At 68.7% G+C, this 18,442-nt stretch carries 18 protein-coding genes; 11 read left to right on the top strand and 7 right to left on the bottom strand.

All coding sequences use genetic code 11. The annotated features are described in order from the left end of the window. Positions 1-19: 19 nt before the first annotated feature. The 3 genes from WOA58_RS14925 to WOA58_RS14915 all read left to right on the top strand — a co-directional run bounded on the left by WOA58_RS14925 (position 20) and on the right by WOA58_RS14915 (position 4,391). The gene (locus WOA58_RS14925; protein ID WP_340605064.1) at positions 20-1,207 is read left to right on the top strand and encodes an extracellular solute-binding protein; all 1,188 of its coding nucleotides are present in this window, start codon (positions 20-22) and stop codon (positions 1,205-1,207) included. 134 nt (positions 1,208-1,341) lie between these two features. Continuing rightward, positions 1,342-2,961: an ABC transporter permease gene (locus WOA58_RS14920; RefSeq protein ID WP_340605063.1), complete on the top strand. Its 1,620-nt coding sequence runs from the start codon at positions 1,342-1,344 to the stop codon at positions 2,959-2,961. Between the two features lie 272 nt (positions 2,962-3,233). Further along, positions 3,234-4,391 carry an ABC transporter ATP-binding protein gene (locus WOA58_RS14915; RefSeq protein WP_340605062.1) on the top strand — a complete coding sequence of 386 codons (1,158 nt, stop codon included), beginning with the start codon at positions 3,234-3,236 and terminating at the stop codon, positions 4,389-4,391. A 3-nt stretch (positions 4,392-4,394) separates the two neighbouring features. Here WOA58_RS14915 and WOA58_RS14910 read toward each other — a convergent pair whose 3' ends face one another. Then, positions 4,395-4,715: a 2Fe-2S iron-sulfur cluster-binding protein gene (locus WOA58_RS14910; protein ID WP_340605061.1), complete on the bottom strand. Its 321-nt coding sequence runs from the start codon at positions 4,713-4,715 to the stop codon at positions 4,395-4,397. Between the two features lie 81 nt (positions 4,716-4,796). On the opposite strand from WOA58_RS14910, the gene WOA58_RS14905 reads away from it, so the two are divergent. From WOA58_RS14905 to WOA58_RS14895, 3 genes are all read left to right on the top strand, one after another. Beyond that, the gene (locus WOA58_RS14905; RefSeq protein WP_340605060.1) at positions 4,797-5,855 is read left to right on the top strand and encodes a zinc-binding dehydrogenase; all 1,059 of its coding nucleotides are present in this window, start codon (positions 4,797-4,799) and stop codon (positions 5,853-5,855) included. A gap of 155 nt (positions 5,856-6,010) precedes the next feature. Then, positions 6,011-6,877, top strand: coding sequence for a 3-hydroxyacyl-CoA dehydrogenase family protein (locus WOA58_RS14900; RefSeq protein ID WP_340605059.1), 867 nt, complete (start codon positions 6,011-6,013; stop codon positions 6,875-6,877). Positions 6,878-6,929: 52 nt separating this feature from the next. Further along, on the top strand, positions 6,930-7,346 hold the full coding sequence (locus WOA58_RS14895) for a helix-turn-helix domain-containing protein (protein WP_340605058.1): 417 nt from the start codon (positions 6,930-6,932) through the stop codon (positions 7,344-7,346). Positions 7,347-7,506: 160 nt separating this feature from the next. Here WOA58_RS14895 and rdfA read toward each other — a convergent pair whose 3' ends face one another. The 3 genes from rdfA to WOA58_RS14880 form a co-directional block, all read right to left on the bottom strand. Continuing rightward, positions 7,507-8,124, bottom strand: coding sequence for a rod-determining factor RdfA (gene rdfA, locus WOA58_RS14890; protein WP_340605057.1), 618 nt, complete (start codon positions 8,122-8,124; stop codon positions 7,507-7,509). 105 nt (positions 8,125-8,229) lie between these two features. Beyond that, positions 8,230-9,384 carry a galactonate dehydratase gene (dgoD, locus tag WOA58_RS14885; protein WP_340605056.1) on the bottom strand — a complete coding sequence of 385 codons (1,155 nt, stop codon included), beginning with the start codon at positions 9,382-9,384 and terminating at the stop codon, positions 8,230-8,232. 237 nt (positions 9,385-9,621) lie between these two features. After that, entirely contained in the window at positions 9,622-10,041 is a 420-nt protein-coding gene (locus WOA58_RS14880; RefSeq protein ID WP_340605055.1) for a VOC family protein, read from the bottom strand. A gap of 96 nt (positions 10,042-10,137) precedes the next feature. Here WOA58_RS14880 and WOA58_RS14875 point away from each other — a divergent pair, with 96 nt between their 5' ends. Further along, positions 10,138-10,875, top strand: coding sequence for a sugar phosphate isomerase/epimerase family protein (locus WOA58_RS14875; RefSeq protein WP_340605054.1), 738 nt, complete (start codon positions 10,138-10,140; stop codon positions 10,873-10,875). Here the strand turns inward: WOA58_RS14875 and WOA58_RS14870 are convergent. Continuing rightward, positions 10,872-11,321, bottom strand: coding sequence for a universal stress protein (locus WOA58_RS14870; RefSeq protein WP_340605053.1), 450 nt, complete (start codon positions 11,319-11,321; stop codon positions 10,872-10,874). The genes WOA58_RS14875 and WOA58_RS14870 overlap by 4 nt on opposite strands. An 89-nt stretch (positions 11,322-11,410) precedes the next feature. Here WOA58_RS14870 and WOA58_RS14865 point away from each other — a divergent pair, with 89 nt between their 5' ends. The 3 genes from WOA58_RS14865 (at position 11,411) to WOA58_RS14855 (ending at position 14,883) form a co-directional block, all read left to right on the top strand. Then, positions 11,411-12,511: a Gfo/Idh/MocA family protein gene (locus WOA58_RS14865; protein ID WP_340605052.1), complete on the top strand. Its 1,101-nt coding sequence runs from the start codon at positions 11,411-11,413 to the stop codon at positions 12,509-12,511. 57 nt (positions 12,512-12,568) lie between these two features. Next, positions 12,569-13,576: an NAD-dependent epimerase/dehydratase family protein gene (locus WOA58_RS14860; RefSeq protein ID WP_340605051.1), complete on the top strand. Its 1,008-nt coding sequence runs from the start codon at positions 12,569-12,571 to the stop codon at positions 13,574-13,576. 338 nt (positions 13,577-13,914) lie between these two features. Then, the gene (locus WOA58_RS14855; RefSeq protein WP_340605050.1) at positions 13,915-14,883 is read left to right on the top strand and encodes a mannonate dehydratase; all 969 of its coding nucleotides are present in this window, start codon (positions 13,915-13,917) and stop codon (positions 14,881-14,883) included. A 114-nt stretch (positions 14,884-14,997) separates the two neighbouring features. On the opposite strand, the gene solA is transcribed toward WOA58_RS14855, so the two are convergent. Beyond that, positions 14,998-16,128, bottom strand: a complete 1,131-nt coding sequence (gene solA, locus WOA58_RS14850; protein ID WP_390220963.1) for an N-methyl-L-tryptophan oxidase — start codon at positions 16,126-16,128, stop codon at positions 14,998-15,000. A 110-nt stretch (positions 16,129-16,238) separates the two neighbouring features. Here solA and WOA58_RS14845 point away from each other — a divergent pair, with 110 nt between their 5' ends. After that, positions 16,239-16,679 (top strand): universal stress protein, encoded by a 441-nt coding sequence (locus tag WOA58_RS14845; RefSeq protein WP_340605048.1) that lies wholly within the window; start codon positions 16,239-16,241, stop codon positions 16,677-16,679. 9 nt (positions 16,680-16,688) lie between these two features. Here WOA58_RS14845 and WOA58_RS14840 read toward each other — a convergent pair whose 3' ends face one another. After that, on the bottom strand, positions 16,689-18,362 hold the full coding sequence (locus tag WOA58_RS14840; protein WP_340605047.1) for a BCCT family transporter: 1,674 nt from the start codon (positions 18,360-18,362) through the stop codon (positions 16,689-16,691). Positions 18,363-18,442: the final 80 nt, after the last annotated feature.

Here is an 18,442-nt window from a genome sequence, read left to right as displayed (position 1 = left end):
AGGTCGGCCTAAATCAGATATGGCAGATCAGGCATCCGACGCTATGGTGGATCGACGACGGTTCCTCGGCTACACGGGGGCGACACTGTTCGGCACGGCCGCCCTCGCGGGCTGTACGGACGACGAGAACGGCGACGGGGAGGGCGCCGACGGCGGGAACGGAGACGGCGCGGCCGGGGCGCTCGCGGAGGCCGAGCCGCTGGGCGAGCCGGTTGACTCGACGGCGGTCTCCTGGGACGACCTCGGCGACCTCGAGGGCGAGCTCACGATCTACTCGGGCCGAACGCCCGACCAGATCGACGCGGCCTTCGAGGCCCTGGAGGACGAGTACGAGGGGTTCACCGTCAGCCGGAACTACGCCGACAACGACGTCCAGGTCAACCAGCTCATCGAGGAGGGCGAGGCCACGCCGGCCGACCTGTTCTACTCCCAGGACCCCGGCGCGCTGAACGCGCTCGAAGGGGAGGGGCTCCTTCAGGAGCTGCCGGGAGACCTCGTCGACGCCGTTCCCGAGAGCTACCGCCACCCCGACGGGGTCTGGACCGGCGTGACCGGCCGGACCCGCTCGATCCAGTTCAACACCGAGCGCTGGGAGGGCGACGCCGAGGACTTCCCGACGGACATCATGGAGTACGCGACCGACGAGCGCTTCCAGGGGGTCATCGCTACCAGACCGAACTCGGGCACCTTCCGCGGGTTCATCCAGGCGATGGTCGAGCTCGAGGGCGAGGAGGAGACCCGCGAGTGGGTGCGTGCGATGGTCGAGGAACAGGACGTCCAGCTCTTCGAGGGCGGCTCCGACCAGGCGGAAGCCGTCAACCGCGGGGGCGACGACGACCCGATCGTCGCGCTGGGCAACAGCTACTACGCCGCCCGCATCCTCAACGAGGACCCCGACGCGCCGATCGACCTGGCGTTCACCGAGAACGACGCCGGCTGCCTGTTCAGCGTCGCGGGCGTCGGCGTCCTGAACGATCTAGAGGACCCCGAGCTGGTCGCGGAGTTCGTCCGCCACCTGCTCGCGGCGGAGGGCCAGGAGTTCATGATGGAGGCCAACGGCGAGTACCCCGTCGTCGAGGGCGTCGACTACGTCGGCGAGCTGCCCGACCTCGAGGAGATCAACCCGCCGGAGTTCGACCTCAGCGACTTCGACATGGACCTCCAGGAGGCACAGAACCTCCTCGACGAGGAGGGGATGACGGTCTGACGGCGACCGAAAACCACGGTACGACGTTCCTGTCGGCTCCTCCGTCGCTTGAGGCCGTCCGTTAGAGCCGAACCAACAGGCACAAACAGACGGGTTGCGCAGTTGGGACCAGGACGGGGGTTACGCGAGAGGCGATGAAACCGATCACGACCTACTTCGACAGCGACGGGCGGTTCGAGTCGCTCGGGGAGCGACTCGGCGAGACCGATCGCTCGGCGCTCGCCCTGGCGGCGATCAGCGCCGTCATCGCCTTTCTCGTGATCTCCCCGATGTTCTGGCTGCTCTGGCGCGCCTCGACGGTCGATCCGGCGCGCGCCTACGGGCTGATCGTCTCCTCGCAGACGGCGACGATCACGCTCAACAGCGTCCTCCTGATGCTCGCGGTCACCCTGTTTTCGATCCTGCTCGGCGTCCCGCTCGCCGTGCTCACCACGCGGACGGACCTCCCCTATCCGCGCTTCTGGACCGTCGTCGCCGCGCTCCCGCTGGTCATCCCGAGCTACATCGGCGCGATCGCGTTCGTCTCGATGTTCGGCTCGGGCGGGCAGATCGACTCGCTGTTCGGGATGACGATCCCGCGCGTCGACGGGCTGCGGGGGGCGACGTTCATCATCACCCTCTATACCTACCCGTACGTCTTCCTCACGACCCGGGCGGCCCTGCTGTCGATGGACAGCTCGCTCGTCGACGCCGCCCGCACGCTCAACGCCGGGCGTCTCGACGCCTTTCGCCGGGTCACGCTCCCGCAGATCAGGCCGGGTATCGCCGCCGGCGCGCTGCTGGCCGGCCTCTATGCGATCTCCGACTTCGGCACGCCGGCGTTCATGGGGGCCGGCGTCTTCACGAGCACGATCTACTGGGAGTTCAGCGGCTTCGCCGTCGAGTACGCCGCGCTGCTCGCCCTGCAGCTGATCGCGATCGTCGCCGTCGTCCTCGTCATCGAGGCGGGCATCGGCAGCGACGAGGACGCGAGCGGCGCCACGGGCGCGGGCGGCGCCATCCGGCTCGGGGCCTGGAAGTGGCCGGCGATGGGCTTCGTCTCGCTGATCGGGATCGTCACGCTCGTCGTCCCGGTCGCGATCTTCACGAACTGGCTGGTCCGCAGCGTCGGCGACCCCATCCCCGCACTGGAGTTCCAGGCGGAGTTCGCCGCCAACTCGGTCTACCTCGCCCTCCTGGCCGCGCTGGTCGCCTGTGCGTTCGCCCTGCCGGTCGCCTACTACTCCGGGCGGTCGAACTCGCTGGTCGCGCGGGTGCTCGAGCGGGCGACCTACGTCGGCTTCGCCGTCCCGGGGGTCGTCATCGGCCTCGCGCTCGTCTTCCTGGGCACGCGCACGCTGCCCTCGTTCTACAGACAGGGCGTCTGGCTGCTCGTCTTCGCCTATGTCGTGCGCTTCCTCCCGCAGGCGGTCGGCACCGTCCGCTCGTCGGTGCTGCAGGTCGACACCGCGACCCTTGAGGCCGCCCGCACGCTCAACGCCGGTCCCCTCGAGACGTTCCGCCGGGTCACGCTGCCGCTGATCCTGCCGGGCGTGATCGCCGGCGGGATCCTCGTCTTCCTGACGACGATGAAGGAGCTGCCGATGACGCTGATGCTCCAGCCCATCGGGATGGACACGCTGGTCATCGTCATCTGGGGCGCCCAGAACGCCCTCGCGTACCGCTACGCGGCGGTCCCGGCCCTGCTGCTCGTCCTCATCTCCGGGCTGACGATGGTCGTCTTGCTGCGCCAGGAGGGCTACGGCGTCGGCTGAGTCGGTGATCGCCCGGTCCGAATCGGTTTAGGAAAGCCTAAATCCCTCCCGGTCAAACCGTCCCACGAACCGACCGTGGGTACGCACCGACTCGGGGGGACGGGAAACGGCCGCGGATGGCCGCCACAGGAACGAACGGCCAGCGACGGGACCGCGACGCCACCCACCATCGACCGTCTCCGCGCCCCCCGATATCGCCGCCCGAACCGAGCCGCCCCCTCGTGTTTCGGCTCGGACCCCGAGGACCGGTGTGAGACGAGGGGATGAGAACCATGTCCGCCAGAAACGACTACATCGACCGACGCGAGACGACCGAGACGACCCGGCCCGCAGACGAGCGAGGCCAGCAGTCGACGGCGGAGGCCGTCCTCGAACTCGACGGCGTCACGAAGAGCTTCGGAAGCGAGTGTGCCGTCGAGGAGCTCTCGCTCCCGGTCCGCGAGGGCGAGCTGCTGACGCTGCTCGGCCCCTCGGGCTGCGGGAAGACGACGACCCTGCGCCTGATCGCGGGGCTCGAACGACCCGACGGCGGGTCGATCCGGGTCGGCGGGGAGCGGGTCGCCGCCGGCGACGAGCGCTCGTTCGTCGCACCCGAGCGCCGCGACGTCGGCGTCGTCTTCCAGGACTTCGCGCTCTTCCCCCACATGAGCGCCGCCGAGAACGTCGCGTTCGGGCTCGACGACTGGGACGACGAGGCCCGCGAGGCCCGCGTCGAGGAACTGCTCGAGCTGGTGGGGCTCGCCGACCACGCGGCGAGCACGCCCGACGAACTCTCGGGCGGGCAGAAACAGCGCGTCGCGCTCGCGCGCTCGCTCGCGCCCGAGCCCGAGATCCTCCTGCTCGACGAGCCCTTCTCGAACCTCGACGTCGATCTGCGCGTCGAGATGCGCGAGGAGGTACGCCGGATCCTTAAGGAGGCCGGCGTGACGGGGGTCTCGGTGACCCACGACCAGGAGGAGGCGATGTCGATCTCGGATCGCGTCGCCGTGATGAACGACGGACAGCTGATGCAGGTCGGGCGCCCAGAGGAGGTCTTTCAACACCCCGAATCGCGCTTCGTCGCGGGCTTTCTGGGCCACGCGAGCTTCCTCTCGGCGTCGGTCGTCGACGACATCGTCGAGACCCCGCTCGGCCGGGTCGGCCGCGACCGGATCCACGGGCTCGCCCCCGAGTACGACCGCGCCGAGATCGACGTGCTCGTCCGTCCCGACGACGTGCTCATCCGCCCCGCCGAGGAGGGACGGGTCGACGGCCGGGTGACCTACCGGCGCTATCTCGGCCCCACCGTCCTCTACCGGGTGGAACTGGAGAACGGCGACGTCGTCGAGGCGATGCACAACCACGCCGAGCGCGTCGAGCTCGAGGCGCCCGTGGGCGTCGAGCTCGCCGCCACCCACGACCTCGCGTGGTTCCCGACCGAGGACCACTGACGGTCACCGGTCGCCCTTCTGCCCCCAGAACCCGCCGTGTTTTTCCACCTCGATATCGCCCTCGACGCGGGTCTGGCAGGCAAGCCGGAGCCCCGACTCGAGGTCGTGGGGCCACTTCGAGAGCCGCGAGCGTTCGTCCTCGCCCATCTCGCTGACCGGTCCGCGGACCTCGACCGCACAGGTCCCACAGACCGCCCGGCCGCCGCAGTTCGCGTAGTTCGACGCCCCGTTGTGCGGTGAGCGGTCGGCTTCGAGCAGCGCCTCGCGAAGCTCGTCGCCCGCCTCGCAGTCGATCCGCTCGCCCTCGTACTCGATAGTGGGCATAGTTCACATACCACCTCCGAAAGCAAAACCGTTGGCCCGACGACCGGTGTGTTGGTATGACCCGGGGCCGTTGGAGGGGACATGCGCGCAGTCGTCCTCGAAACGCATGGAGAGCCGCTCGCGGTGAGAGACGTTCCAGTGCCCGACCCCGACCCCGATGGGGTGGTCGTCGACGTCGAGGCCTGCGGGATCTGTCGAAGCGACTGGCACGCCTGGAAGGGCCACGGCGACTGGGTCGACGACGTCCCCCCCGAGGGCCAGATCCTCGGTCACGAGCCCGCCGGCACCATCGTCGAGGTCGGCGAGCGCGTCGAGACCCTCCGGGAGGGCGACCGGGTCGCGGTCCCGTTCAGCCTCGGCGACGGCACCTGCCCGCGCTGTCGGAACGGCCACGGCAACGTCTGCGAGAACGGGATCGGCCTCGGGTTCGAGCCCGCCGGACAGGGCGCGTTCGCCGACCGGGTCGCGGTGCCCCACGCCGACTACAACCTCACGACGCTCCCCGACGGGCTCTCGGCGACGGCGACCGCGGCGCTGGGCTGTCGGTACATGACCGCCTACCACGGACTGGCCCACCGCGCCGACCTCACCCCCGGCGACTGGGTCGCGGTCCACGGCTGTGGCGGCGTCGGCCTCTCGGCGGTCCAGATCGCGGGCGCGCTCGGCGCGCGCGTGATCGCCGTCGACATCCGCGAGGCGGCCCTGGAGAAGGCGGTCGAGCTCGGCGCCCACGCGACGGTCGACGGCGAGGGGGACGTTTCGAAAGCGATCCGCGAGCGAACGGACGGGGGCGCCGACGTCTCTATCGACGCGCTGGGGATCGCCGAGACCTGCCGGAACTCCGTCGACTGTCTCGCGAGCCTCGGCCAACACCTCCAGATGGGGCTGACGACCGGTGCCGAACGCGGCGAGGTCCCGTTGCCGACCGACTCGATGGTCGGCCGCGAGGTCGACTTCCTCGGCTCGCGGGGGATGCCGCCGACCCGGTACGACGAACTCCTCGACTTCGTCGCGAGCGGCGCGATCGACCCCGCCGAACTCGTCACCCGGACGGTTCCCCTCGACGAGGTCCCGAGCCGGATCGCCGCGATGGACGAGTTCGACGCCGTCGGCATCGAGGTCTGCGAGCTACGGCCCTGACGGATATTTCGTATAGCGATATAGAGTTCAATTGGTGTGTGTTAAAGGGGCATCCCTTGAGGGGATCGGCGCCATACATATCAACACACATATAACAACAGGGACCAGCGAGCCGGTCCCGAACGGTTAACTCCCCGCCGTGCACGCGCCTTCCCATGGAGGTCGCAGTGCTGGGCGCGGGGACGATGGGGCGCGGGATCGCGGGGGCGAGCGCGACGGCCGGCCACGAGGTGACGATCCGTGACGTCGAGCCCCCGTACGTCGAACGGGGGATCGAATCGATCGGGGAGACCCTTCGGGAGGGGGTCGACCGCGGGACAGTCGCACCCGAGGAACGCGCGGCGGCGCTCGATCGGATCACAGGGACGACCGATCTCGCGGACCTCGCGGGCGCCGAGCTCGTGATCGAGGCCGTCCCCGAGGAGATGGAGCTCAAACGGGAGACGGTCGCCGACGCCGAGCGCGTCACCGACGGGGCGGTCATCGCCTCGAACACCTCCTCGCTGTCGCTGACGGGGATCGCGAGCGCGCTCGAGACCCCTGGCAGGGCGATCGGACTGCATTTCTTCAACCCAGTCCACCTGATGGATCTCGTCGAGGTGGTAGTCGCCGAGCAGACCGACGACGCCACCGTCGAGTTCGCCGAGGGGTTCGTCGAGGGACTGGGAAAGGAGACCATCGCCGTCCGCGACACGCCCGGGTTCGCGACCTCGCGGCTGGGCGTCGCGATCGGGGTCGAGGCGATGCGGATGGTCGAGCAGGGCGTTGCGAGCCCACGGGCGATCGACCGGGCGATGGAGCTGGGCTACAACCACCCCGTGGGCCCGCTCGAGCTCACCGACGTCGTCGGACTCGACGCCCGCCTCGACATCCTCGAAGCCCTCCACGAGGAGCTCGGCGAGCGCTTTCACCCGCCCCGGATCCTCAAACGAAAAGTCCGGGCGGGCAAGCTCGGAAAGAAAACCGGCGAGGGCTTCTACGTCTGGGAAGACGGCGAGCCGGTCGGCCCGGCCGACGAGTAAGACCAGATTCCCCACTCGATAGACATAACTAATTGGATCCCGATGGTCGGTCATGGGGAAACTCGACGGGATCGCGGCCGCAGACCTCCGGGCGGCGCTTGCCGACGCCACCGACCACAAGGCGGTCCGGCGTCTGATGGTCGCGCTCGCCTACGAGGACGGCGAACCCGTCGACCGGCTGAGCGACCGGTACGGGATCCCGCGCTCGACGCTCTACTACTGGCTCGACCGGTTCGAGGAGCGCGGGATCGATGGGGCGCTCGCCGACGAACCGCGGCCCGGCCGACCGCCGAAACTGGACGAGGACGCCCGCGACGGGCTGAACGCGGATCTCGACGCCCAGCCGGCCGAGTTCGGCTACGAAGCCGCCGGATGGACGCCCGATCTCGTTCGCCGACATCTCGAACGCGAGTACGGCGTCGAGTACTCGACGGGCCACGTCAGGCGACTCCTTCGAGAGGAGCTGTAGTCCAACTACTTCCGTGTGTCCGGTACGTCGCAGGTGCTCCTCGTCGAGTGTAGCGGCGGCCTCGGGCAGCGACGCGGCGACGGGTACGTCCCGCGGTTCGCGTGAGGAGAGCCCTCATATACCATCGGGGATCCTCATTACGATCGTACTCCCGTAAACCTCAGTCCCGACACGAGCAGCCGCCGTTCTCCAGGAACGCCGTCGCCGACATCGACTGACCACAGGCCTCGCAGGTCACCTGAACGTCGACGAAGACGTCGGAGATCCCGCCCGACAGCGCATCACCGCCGGCCAGGCGGTCGATCGAGTCACGGGTGACGGCGCTCGTTCGGGTGATGAGCGCCCCGATCTTGTCGAGTTCGCGCTCGCGCCGTTCCTCCGGGGTGCGCTCGACGCTCGAGGGGTGGGTCGCCTCACGGTGCTCGGTCAGGTAGGTGTAGATCGACTGGTGGGAGACGAAGTCGGACTCGACCGCCTCGACGTCGACCCCGGCTCGGTCGAGCTCCCGGCGGGTCTGTTCGCGCATCCCCGCGCTGACGTCGTCGTCGGTGAGCAGCCGGTACCGGTTCTCGACCTCCCCTTCGAGCGAGCGTACGCCGGCCTCGCTCATCGCCGCCTCGAGAACGCGCCGGTTGAACAGGTCCGCGAGCGCCCGGAGGCTGTACTGCTGGTCGCCCTCGCCGGTCCAGCGGGCCTCGAGCTCCGCGCCGAACCCGTCGAGACCGTACTTCTCGATGACCCGCCCGACCTTTCCTCGGGTACGCCCTTCGCTAGCCATTACTCGCCCTTCGGAGCTAGTGGATATTAAACGTACGGCAGCGTCGAGTGTCGATCGTCACGGCACCCGCATCGATCACGAGCGGTCTTCCGGACCGTCCCGTTCTCACCACTCCGCGACGCTGCCGTCGTCGTGGCGCCAGACGGGGTTGTGCCAGTCGACGGACCCCTCGGCCTGCTCCTCGATGTACTCCTCGTTGAGCTCGATCCCCAGCCCGGGAGCCGAGGGCACGTCGACGTAGCCCTCCTCGTACTCGAAGACGCCCGGGTCGGCCAGATAATCGAGGACGTCGCCGCCCCGGTTGTAGTGGATGTCGAGGCTCTGTTCCTGGATCAGCGCGTTCGGCGAGCAGGCGTCGATCTGGACGCAGGAGGCGAGCGCGATCGGGCCCAGCGGACAGTGCGGGGCAAGCGCCACGTCGTAGGCCTCGGCCATGTCGGCGATCTTCTTGACCTCGGTGATCCCGCCGGCGTGCGAGAGGTCGGGCTGGATGACGTCGACGCTGCCGTCCTCGAAGACCTCCTTGAAGTCCCACCGCGAGAACATCCTCTCACCCGTCGCGATCGGGATCGACGTGTGGGCGGCGATCGCCGGCAGGGCGTCGTTGTGCTCGGGGAGGACGGGCTCCTCGATGAACATCGGCTCGTAAGGCTCGAGCGCCGCCGCGAGCCGTTTGGCCATCGGCTTGGTGACCCGCCCGTGGAAGTCGACCCCGATGTCGATCTCGGGGCCGACCGCCTCGCGGACCTCGCCGAGGCGCTCCTCGGCCTCCCGGACCGCGGCGGGGGTGTCGACCCGCCGGAGCTCGCTGGTCGCGTTCATCTTCAGGCCCGTAAAGCCCTCCGAGACCTTTTCCGCCGCGGCTTCGCCGACTTCGCCAGGTCGGTCGCCGCCGATCCACTGATAGACCCTGATTCGATCACGGGCGCGGCCGCCCAGCAGTTCGTGGACCGGCGCGCCGAAGCGCTTGCCCTTGATGTCCCAGAGCGCCTGGTCGATCCCGGCGATCGCGCTCATGAGGATCGGACCACCCCTGTAGAACCCGCCGCGGTACATCGTCTGCCAGTGGTCCTCGATCCGCGAGGGGTCCTCGCCGAGCAGGTAGCTATCGAGCAGCTCCTCGACGGCCGCGCGGACGGTCTTGGCGCGACCCTCGACGACGGGTTCGCCCCAGCCGACCAGGCCGTCGCTGGTCTCGAGGCGGAGGAAGAGCCACCGCGGCGGTACTTCGTACAGGTCGTAGTCGACGAGTTCGGTCATTCGAGCTCGAGGAGGCGTTCTCGCTTCGCTTCGATGAGTCCTTCGGTCGTCCCGTGGTTTCCGCGAGGGTCGTGGCCAGTAGGTCGAGCCCGGCCGCTTGCCGATGGCGTGGTAACGACCGAACGCTCCCTCCCTTCAGGCCCGAGACGACTGATCCCCGAGCAGCAGCTCTCGACGTGATCTGACGGCCTTACACCATGAAACTACCGGTGGCGGTTGGCCGATCGCCGGCTTCGGTCAGGCTTCGATGAGCTCGACGAGGTTGTCCTCGGGGTCGCGGACGAACAGGATCCGGGATCCGGTGTCCGTCGTTCGGGGTTCGCTCAGGGTCCCGACGCCGTCGGGGAGCGACTTGTGGAACCCGTCGAGGTCCGAGACGGCGAGCCCGACGTGGGTCGCGCCCGGCTGGTTCACGCTCGGGACCGTTCGCTCCTCGCCCTCGGGCTCGTATTCGATCAGTTCTATCCGAGCGCCGTCGGCGTCGAGATGGACGAACTCCCCGGTCGCCCCCTCGACGCCGACCGCCGACGCGAACGCCTCCCCGGAGACCGTGAACCGATCCAGCACGTCGAGCCCGAGGACGTCCCGGTAGAACTCGACGGCTCCTTCGAGGTCCGCGACCGTCACGCCGACGTGGTGTGCGCGCGTGGATGCCATACCCGATGGCGTCGACACAGCGACAAATGACTTTCGAGTGGCGGGTCCCGGTCGCGACGCGACAGCTTTACCGTGGCTCGCCGTGGGAGTCAGGGTATGGCACGGACCGCCGTCCAGCTGTACACGCTCCGCGGGATCGACGACCCCCTCCCGGCCGTCCTCGAATCGGTCGCCGAGACGTCCCTCGACGGCGTCGAGTTCGCCCACCGGGTGGCCGGGGCCGACACGAACGAAGTCCTCGCGACCCTCGAGGGGACGGGCTTGGAGGTCGCCGCGGCCCACGTCGGCCTCGACGCGCTCGAGGACGACTACGGGGAGACGACGGCGCTCTACGACGAACTGGGCGCGGAGGACCTCGTCGTCCCGTGGCTCGACCCCCCGCACTTCGAGAGCGAGGCGGCCGTCGCCGAGATCGCGGAACGCCTAAACGACGTCGCGGGGCGGCTCGCAGACGACGGTTTCACGCTGCACTACCACAACCACGACCAGGAGTTCGTCGACTGTGGCGGACACAGCGCGATGGACGAGCTGCTCGAACGAACCGACGGGTCGATCGGCTTCGAGCTCGATCTGGGCTGGGCGAACGCCGGCGGCGCGGATCCGGTCGCCCTCCTCGATCGCTACGGCGAGCGGATCTCGCACGTCCACTTCGCGGACGCCGACGCGGCGTCGGCCTCCCCGACCGAGCTCGGCGAGGGCGACCTCGATCTCGAGGCCTGCGCCGAGGCCGCCCGGTCGGCGGGCGTCGAGTGGTACATATACGAACACGACGAGCCGGCCGACCCCCACGAATCGCTCTCGTACGGCGCCGAGACCCTCGATCCGTTCCGTTAATCGAACGAGACGGTGACGTAGCCCTCGAAGTTCAGGATCGCGCGCTGGGTCTCGTCGCCGAAGACCGCCTTGCCGGTCGGCGAACGGCGCCGGCCCAGCATGAACAGGTGATCGCAACCGGCCTCCTCGGCGACCTGGAGGATCGCGTCGACCCGTTCGTCGGTCACCCCCGTTCGGATCTCGTAGTCGACTCCGTTCCCGATCACCGCCTCGGCGGTCTCGCGGACCGGGTTCTCGACCGACGCGAGCACGGTATCGGAGCTGTAGGAGGTGTGTTCGACCTCGGCGATCCGGTCGATCGTCTCGCTGTTGGCCTCGATCGTCTCCTCGGGGACCGTCACCAGAAGCAGGAGTTCCGCGTCCGTCCCGGCGGCGTAGTCGGCCGCCTCGCTCAGCAGCTCGCGGTCGCGTTCGGTGCCGTCGACGGCGACGAGTGCGCGATGCATACCCCTCTACTGCCGGCCGGAGTATATCAATGTACGTGTGTCACGACCGAAAACCATATCTCGGGGTTGCCCGATGGTCCCTCCAGCGAATGAGCCAGTACGATATCGCTATCATCGGAACCGGCCCGGACCCGGCGAACCCGACCGTCGAGGGGTTCGCGATGGGCTATCGGCACGCCGAGGCGTATCGGGAGCACGACCAGTGTCGGATCGTCGCGTGTGCCGACGTCGTCCCGGAGAACGCCCGGGCGTTCGCCGAGGAGTTCGGGATCGACGACGAGGGGATCTACGAGGGGTTCGAGGCGATGCTCGCGGGCGCCGAGCCCGACGTCGTCAGCGTGGCCGTCCCGCCCGCGATCCACGAGCCGGTCGTCGTCGGCTGCGCCCGCGCCGGCGTGGGGGCGATCCACTGCGAGAAGCCGATCGCCCACACCTGGGAGAGCGCCCAGCGGCTCGTCCAGACCTGCTGGCGCCACGGCGTCCAGCTCACCTTCAACCGTCAGCGCCGGTTCGCCCGCCCCTTCACCGAGGCCAAACGCCTCCTCGATGCCGGCGAGATCGGCGAGCTCGAGCGCGTGACGATCGGCTGGGGCGACTTCTACGATCTGGGCGCCCACACCGTCGACCTCGCGGGGATGTTCAACGACGACCGGCCCGCCGAGTGGGTCATCGCCCAACTGGACTACCGCGAGGAGGACGTCCGCTTCGGCGCCCACCAGGAGAACCAGATGTTCGCCCAGTGGCGCTACGGCAACGGCGTTCATGGCGTCCTCTCGACGGGAGCCGGAAGCGGCCTGATCGACGCCGCGTTCCTGCTGCGGGGGACCGAGGGCGCGATCCAGATCGACGTCGAGGACGGCCCGATGCTCGAGCTCGAACGCGGGGGGAGCCGCGAGCCGGTCGACGTCGCTGGCGAGGACATGCATATGGCCGGCACCGAGGAGGGACGCTTCGGCTCACTGTTCCAGAACCGATCGGTCGCCGCCGTGATCGAGAGCCTGGAGACCGGCGAGGAGTCGGGCCTGAGCGGCCGGATCGGTCTCAACACCGCCGAGATCCTCTTCGGCGGCTACGAGTCGGTTCGCCGGCGCGGCCGGGTCGATCTCCCGCTCGACGTCGCCGACAACCCGCTCGAGGCGATGGTCGACTCGGGCGCGCTCTCGCCCGAACCGGTCGAGGACGAGGACTGAGCGCCCTCACGAACTCCGACCCGCCGAGTTATACCGGTCGAGCGCGACCTCCGAGCCATGCGCGTACTCATCATCGGCGGGACGGGGCTCATCAGCACGGCGATCACCCGGGAGCTCGTCGCCGCGGGCCATAGCGTCGTCTGTTTCACCCGCGGCGAGTCCGACGCCGACGTTCCCGACTCCGTCGAGTTCGTCCACGGCGACCGCAACGACCGCGACCGGCTCCGGGAGCTCCAAGCGCTCGACGCTGACTGCGTGATCGACATGGTCTGTTTCACCCCCGAGCAGGCCGAGGAGGCGGTCTCGGCGTTCGAGGGCGCGATCGAGCAGTACGTCTTCTGCTCGACGGTCGACGTCTACCATCGCCCGCCCGAGCGAAATCCCGTTACGGAGAACGCCGCCCGCGAGCCCGCGGTCAGCGAGTACGGCGCGAGGAAGGCCGCCGCCGAGGACGTCCTCCTCGAGGCCCACGGCGAGGCCTTCGAGAGCACGGTCATCCGACCCTGGAGCACCTACGGCGAGGGCGGGCCCGTGCTCCACACGCTCGGGACCGGGACCTACTACATAGATCGCATCAGAAAGGGAAAGCCGATCGTCGTCCACGGCGACGGCTCCTCGCTGTGGGGGCCCTGCCACCGCGAGGACGTCGCCCGGGCGTTCGTGAACGCCGTCGGCAACCCCGCCGCCTACGGCGAGGCCTACCACGTCACCAGCGAGGAGGTCATCAGCTGGAACCAGTACCACCGCCGGGTCGCCCGCGCGCTCGACGCGCCCGACCCGGAGCTCGTCCACGTCCCGACCGAGCAGCTCGTCGCCGCCGTCCCCGACCGAACGGGGATGCTCGAGGATCACTTCCGGTACAGCACCGTCTTCGACAACGCGAAGGCACGGCGGGATCTGGACTTCGAGTACACGATCCCCTTCGAGGAGGGGGTTCGCCGGACCGTCGAGTGGCTCGAGGCGAACGGAAAAATCGAGCCGTGGGACAGCGAGGACGACGACGCGCTGATCGCCGCCTGGCGCGAGGCGAGCGCGGGGTTCGAGGCGGCCGCCGGCCGGGAGTAACGCCGCGATCCACCCGCTTCCCACCGCGGATCCCGTCGACCTCCGGCGGGCGAGCGGCCGTTCGTGCTGCTCGTCCGCACTCCCGAGCCCCGGCCCTCGTCGTTACGTGGGTACGCCAGTAACGACGGAGAACGGCGTTCGTTGGAGGTGGATCCGGAGAGGGCCCGTTTCCGACGATCCGTTTGCGTTCTCCCGTCCCGAACGGCCGACGGTCGTGAGATCGTGGTCGTTCTTTCGGGCCGATACGGCCGGCACTGCTGGCGTCTCCGATATCCTCCTCGCCGATCGCTTCGGGAGGAAGCAAACGTACTAAGCCGGCACGAACCGATCCTGGTGGCATGGTCGAACTATCGCTCGTCCTCCCGCCGGAGCCTGATCGGCGGTGGGAGCTGGCGAAACAGATGGGAGTCACCAGCGCGGTGCTCCACTCGCTCGAGATCGGCGATGGAAAGCGGTTCTGGAGCTACGACGAGCTATCGAGGCTGAAGAACTGGTTCGAGGGCGCGGGGATCGACCTCGACGTCGTCGAGGGCAGCGTTCCCCTTACTGACGTCACGCGGTTCGGCCTCGAGGGACGCGACGAGGAGATCGCGGCGTTCAAGCGGTTCCTCCGGGACGCCGGTCGCCTCGGGATCCCCGTCGTCTGTTACGACTGGATGGGCGGGATCCGATGGGCGCGAACCGACGTCCACGTCGAGGCCCGCGGCGGGTCGCTGACCACCGCGTTCGACGCCGCGAAGACGGGCGACGGCCCCCCGCCGGAGGGCATCGATGTCACCCGCGAGGAGCTCTGGGGGAACCTCGAGCACTTCCTCCGGGAGGTGGTCCCCGTCGCCGAGGAGGCCGGCGTCAAGCTCGGGCTCCACCCCGACGACCCGCCGCGCGAGTCGGTCCGGGGGATCCCGCGGATCGTCAACGGCGTCGAGGCCTACGAGCGGGTGCTCGACGTCGTCGACAGCGAGCACAACGGCGTGACCTTCTGTCAGGGCAACTTCGCGGCGATGGGCGTCGACGTCCCCGAGACGATCCGCCACTTCGGCGAGAGGATCAATTTCGTCCACTTCCGCGACGTCGAGGGGACGGCCGATAGCTTCGTCGAGACCTGGCACGACGACGGCCCGACCGACATGCTCGCGGCGATGCGGGCCTATCGGGAGGTCGGCTTCGAGGGGCCGATGCGCCCGGACCACGTCCCGACGATGGCCGGCGAACAGAACACCAAGCCCGGCTACGAGACGAAGGGTCGACTGTTCGCCATCGGCTACATGACGGGGCTGCTCGAACGATCGCGGTCGGACCCGAAGTAGCGACTCTCTGTCACGATATCGTCGGTTCGATAGATAGGTTCCCCCGTGCCGGCTCCCAACCAGGGAAACGATCGCGGCGTTCCGGGAACGCGGCGCGAAGGGCGCGTTGGGAGCTCAATCGAACCGGTCGAGCGAGAGGAAGTCGATCGGGTGGTCGGTGTGGCCCTCGCTCGCCAGGTCCGCGAGGACCTCGCCGATGACGCTCGCGAACTTGTAGCCGTGGCCCGAGAACCCGGCGCCGAAGACGACCTGCGGGTGCTCGTGGTGCCGGTCGATGACGAAGTGTTCGTCGGGGGTGTTCGTGAACATGCAGGTCGCCAGCTGCATCGTCGGACCCGTCCCCTGCGGGAAGTGGTTCTCCGCGAACTCCCGGAGGAGCCACTCGTCCTCGGGTTCCGGATCGCGGTTCATCGCGTCGGGGTCGACGTCCTCCTCGCGATGCATGTATCGGCCGAACTTGAACCCCGGCACCTTGACGATCGGCAGCCCGTAGAACCGGCCCTCCTCGACCTGGAGGTTCCAGACTGGGAAGTTCCGGGGCATGAACCGCTCGGGCTCCCGGGGCTGGAGCCAGGCGAGCACCTGGCGTTGGGGAACCGCGATCCCGTCGAGGGCGTCGATATGTTTGCCCGCCCACGCGCCCGAGGCGATCACGAGATCGTCGGCAGTGTACTCCCCGCGGTCGGTCGTGACACGCACCCCATCGCCCTCGGGCTCCCAGCCCGTGGCGCGCTCGCGGGCTTGGATCCGCGCGCCCTCGCGCTGGGCCTGCGTGACGTGGGCGACGATCGCCCGCTCGGAGAGGACGTAGCCGCCGTTGGGCTGGTAGACCGCCATGTGATCCTCCGGAAGGTCGTAGCCCGGATACCGCTCGTTGATCTCGGTACCCGAGAGCACCTCGTGGTCGATGTCGTACTCCTCGCAGGAGCGAAGCGACCCCCGAAAGAGCGGGTCGTCCTCAGGAGCGGCGTCGATCGAGCCCGTCTCGAACAGCAGCTGCTCGCCGTGGCGGGTCTGGACCTCGTCCCAGAGCTCGTAGGCCCGGCGGATCAGCGGAACGTACGAGGGGTGTTCGTAGTACGCGAGCCGGATGATCCGCGAGACCCCGTGCGAGGAACCCATCGCGTGGGGGACGTCGTAGCGTTCGAGCCCGAGGACGTCCCGGCCGCGCTGTGCGAGCCGGTAGCTGGTCGCGCTGCCCATACCGCCGACGCCGATAACGATGTCGTCGTAGTGAGTCGCCATTCCGTTCTCCCGGGCGTTCAAAGCCGGAGCGTCGGCATAAACCTTGGCGCTCGGCGGGCGGGGTCCGAACGGTCGAAAACGATTTGGTCGGCGTTCTCGAAGGGGCTGACATGTACCACGATATCCTCATCCCGACCGACGGGAGCAAGGACGCGCGCAAGGCGGTCGAACACGGGATCGACCTCGCCGAGGCGTTCGATGCGACGGTCCACGCGCTCTACGTCGTCGAGTCGCGACTGGTGACGATCCCGTCGGGCTCGATGCGCCAGGCCGACGAGCGCGACGACTGGGTCGAGTACGGCCGGGAGATCACCGAGGAGGTCTCGGTCGAGGCCGAGAGGCGAGGGCTCTCGAGCACCACCGCCGTCGAGAGCGGGAAGGCCCACGAGGAGATCGTCGAGTACGCCGACCGGAACGGAATCGACTGCATCGTCATGGGCACCCACGGGCGCGACGGGGTCGAGGACGTCATCCTCGGCAGCGTCGCCGAACGGGTCGTCAGAACGGCCAACGCCCCCGTGACGACCGTCAGACGAAGCAAGCTGGAGTAGTTCAGTCGCTCAGTCGTCCCCGTCCTCGGCCTCGCCGGCGCCGTCGGTCTCGACCGCCGCGCCGTCGCCGACGTCGGGTTCGACCGACGGGATCGGCGCTTCGTTCTCCTCGCGCATGAACAGCGGGTGGTGTTTGCCGAACGTGAGGATCATCACGCCGACGGCCAGCAGCGTGATGAGCGCGAACGGCCCGCCGGTGATGATCGCGGCCTGCTGGAGCGCGTCGGTCCCGCCGGTGACCAACAGGAGGGAGGCCAGCGCGCCGATGAACCCGCCCCAGATCACGCGGTTGATCGTCGAGGGCTGCTCGACCCCGCCGGTGGTCAGCATCCCCAGCGCGAGCGTCGAGGAGTCCGCCGAGGTGATGAAGAACGTCGTGATGAGGACGATGAACAGCAGCATGAGCAGCGAGCCCAAAAGCGGCGCCTCGAACCCGACCGGGAGCGCCTCGAACATCGGGTAGCCCGCCGCGGCCTCGTCGCCGCCGAACGCCTCGATCGTCCCGAGGACGTCCGCCTGGCCGGCGTCCTGCAGGAAGATGGAGGTCGCGCCCATCGTCGCGAACCACGGCAGGGTCACCGCGGTCGAGGCGAGCACGCCGGTCGCCGCGACCTGGCGGACGGTGCGCCCGCGGGAGATCCGCGCGATGAACAGCCCGACGAACGGCGTCCAGGAGAACCACCACGCCCAGTAGAAGATCGTCCACGTGCCGACCCACTCCTCCTGGCCGGTCGCCGCGCCCGTGTGGAAGCTCATCTCGATGAACTGGTTGATGTAGCCCCCGAGGGCCTCGGTGCCGACGCTCATGATGTAGCTCGTCGGGCCCAGAAGGAAGGTCAGAATCGTGAGCAGCCCGAACAGCATCATGTTGAAGTAGGAGAGCCGGCGGATCCCCTTTCGTACGCCGAGGGCGACCGAGATCGTAAAGGCGACCGTCAGCCCCGTGATCACGAGGATCGTCCCGAGGTCGGTGACGCCCGTCCCGGTGGTGTACTCGATGCCGACGAGGAACTGGCTCCCGACGAACCCGAGCGTCGCGGCGACCCCGCCGATCGTCGCGAACACCGCCAGCACGTCGATCGCCTTCGCCCACGGGCTCTCGAGGTTGTCGAGCCCGACGAACGGCGCGATCACCGTCGAGATGCGGATGGGCGCGTCGTGGCGGTAGGCGTAGTAGGCGATCGGCAGCGCCATGATCGTATAGGCACACCACGCCGAGACGCCCCAGTGGAAGAACGTGTATCGGATCGCGCCGACCGCCGCCCCGGTGGTTTCGGCCTCGGCGCCGACCAGCGGCGGCACGTCGCCGAAGTAGAAGATGGCCTCCGCGGGTCCCCAGAAGACGATCCCCGCCGCGATCCCCGCCGAATAGATCATCGAGAAGTACGCGAGGAAGGTGAACTCGGGCTCCTCGTCGGGCCCGCCGAGCTTGATGTTGCCCCAGGGGCTGAAGATCAGGAAGAAGACGAACGCGACCAGGGTGAACATCACCAGCAGATAGGCCCAGCCGAAGGTGCTCCAGAGGTACTCGTTGGTACCCTGCATGACCTCGGCGGTTCGATCGGGACTGAGCAGGAACCCCACGACCGCGACGGCCGCGATGGCGAACCCCACCCCGAAAACGGTGACGTCGAGCTCGTCGACGAACCGGCCGATCGCTCCCCGCCCGTCTGATTGACTCATGTTGACTCATGTCTATAACAGTCTTCCTAATACCTTTCGGTAGTGTCGACCCGATCCGGAATTGAGGACAACGAAACGGT

The organism is Halalkalicoccus tibetensis (assembly GCF_037996645.1).
Lineage (GTDB): Archaea > Halobacteriota > Halobacteria > Halobacteriales > Halalkalicoccaceae > Halalkalicoccus > Halalkalicoccus tibetensis.
This window is presented reverse-complemented; position numbering and strand designations above follow the sequence as displayed.

What these genes read in the sequence shown, in the direction of transcription:
- WOA58_RS14925 (WP_340605064.1), top strand. Translation starts at nt 20, where the DNA reads ATGGCAGATCAGGCATCCGACGCTATGGTGGATCGACGACGGTTCCTC.
- WOA58_RS14920 (WP_340605063.1), top strand. Translation starts at nt 1,342, where the DNA reads ATGAAACCGATCACGACCTACTTCGACAGCGACGGGCGGTTCGAGTCG.
- WOA58_RS14915 (WP_340605062.1), top strand. Translation starts at nt 3,234, where the DNA reads ATGTCCGCCAGAAACGACTACATCGACCGACGCGAGACGACCGAGACG.
- WOA58_RS14910 (WP_340605061.1), bottom strand. Translation starts at nt 4,715, where the DNA reads ATGCCCACTATCGAGTACGAGGGCGAGCGGATCGACTGCGAGGCGGGC.
- WOA58_RS14905 (WP_340605060.1), top strand. Translation starts at nt 4,797, where the DNA reads ATGCGCGCAGTCGTCCTCGAAACGCATGGAGAGCCGCTCGCGGTGAGA.
- WOA58_RS14900 (WP_340605059.1), top strand. Translation starts at nt 6,011, where the DNA reads ATGGAGGTCGCAGTGCTGGGCGCGGGGACGATGGGGCGCGGGATCGCG.
- WOA58_RS14895 (WP_340605058.1), top strand. Translation starts at nt 6,930, where the DNA reads ATGGGGAAACTCGACGGGATCGCGGCCGCAGACCTCCGGGCGGCGCTT.
- rdfA (WP_340605057.1), bottom strand. Translation starts at nt 8,124, where the DNA reads ATGGCTAGCGAAGGGCGTACCCGAGGAAAGGTCGGGCGGGTCATCGAG.
- dgoD (WP_340605056.1), bottom strand. Translation starts at nt 9,384, where the DNA reads ATGACCGAACTCGTCGACTACGACCTGTACGAAGTACCGCCGCGGTGG.
- WOA58_RS14880 (WP_340605055.1), bottom strand. Translation starts at nt 10,041, where the DNA reads ATGGCATCCACGCGCGCACACCACGTCGGCGTGACGGTCGCGGACCTC.
- WOA58_RS14875 (WP_340605054.1), top strand. Translation starts at nt 10,138, where the DNA reads ATGGCACGGACCGCCGTCCAGCTGTACACGCTCCGCGGGATCGACGAC.
- WOA58_RS14870 (WP_340605053.1), bottom strand. Translation starts at nt 11,321, where the DNA reads ATGCATCGCGCACTCGTCGCCGTCGACGGCACCGAACGCGACCGCGAG.
- WOA58_RS14865 (WP_340605052.1), top strand. Translation starts at nt 11,411, where the DNA reads ATGAGCCAGTACGATATCGCTATCATCGGAACCGGCCCGGACCCGGCG.
- WOA58_RS14860 (WP_340605051.1), top strand. Translation starts at nt 12,569, where the DNA reads ATGCGCGTACTCATCATCGGCGGGACGGGGCTCATCAGCACGGCGATC.
- WOA58_RS14855 (WP_340605050.1), top strand. Translation starts at nt 13,915, where the DNA reads ATGGTCGAACTATCGCTCGTCCTCCCGCCGGAGCCTGATCGGCGGTGG.
- solA (WP_390220963.1), bottom strand. Translation starts at nt 16,128, where the DNA reads ATGGCGACTCACTACGACGACATCGTTATCGGCGTCGGCGGTATGGGC.
- WOA58_RS14845 (WP_340605048.1), top strand. Translation starts at nt 16,239, where the DNA reads ATGTACCACGATATCCTCATCCCGACCGACGGGAGCAAGGACGCGCGC.
- WOA58_RS14840 (WP_340605047.1), bottom strand. Translation starts at nt 18,362, where the DNA reads ATGAGTCAATCAGACGGGCGGGGAGCGATCGGCCGGTTCGTCGACGAG.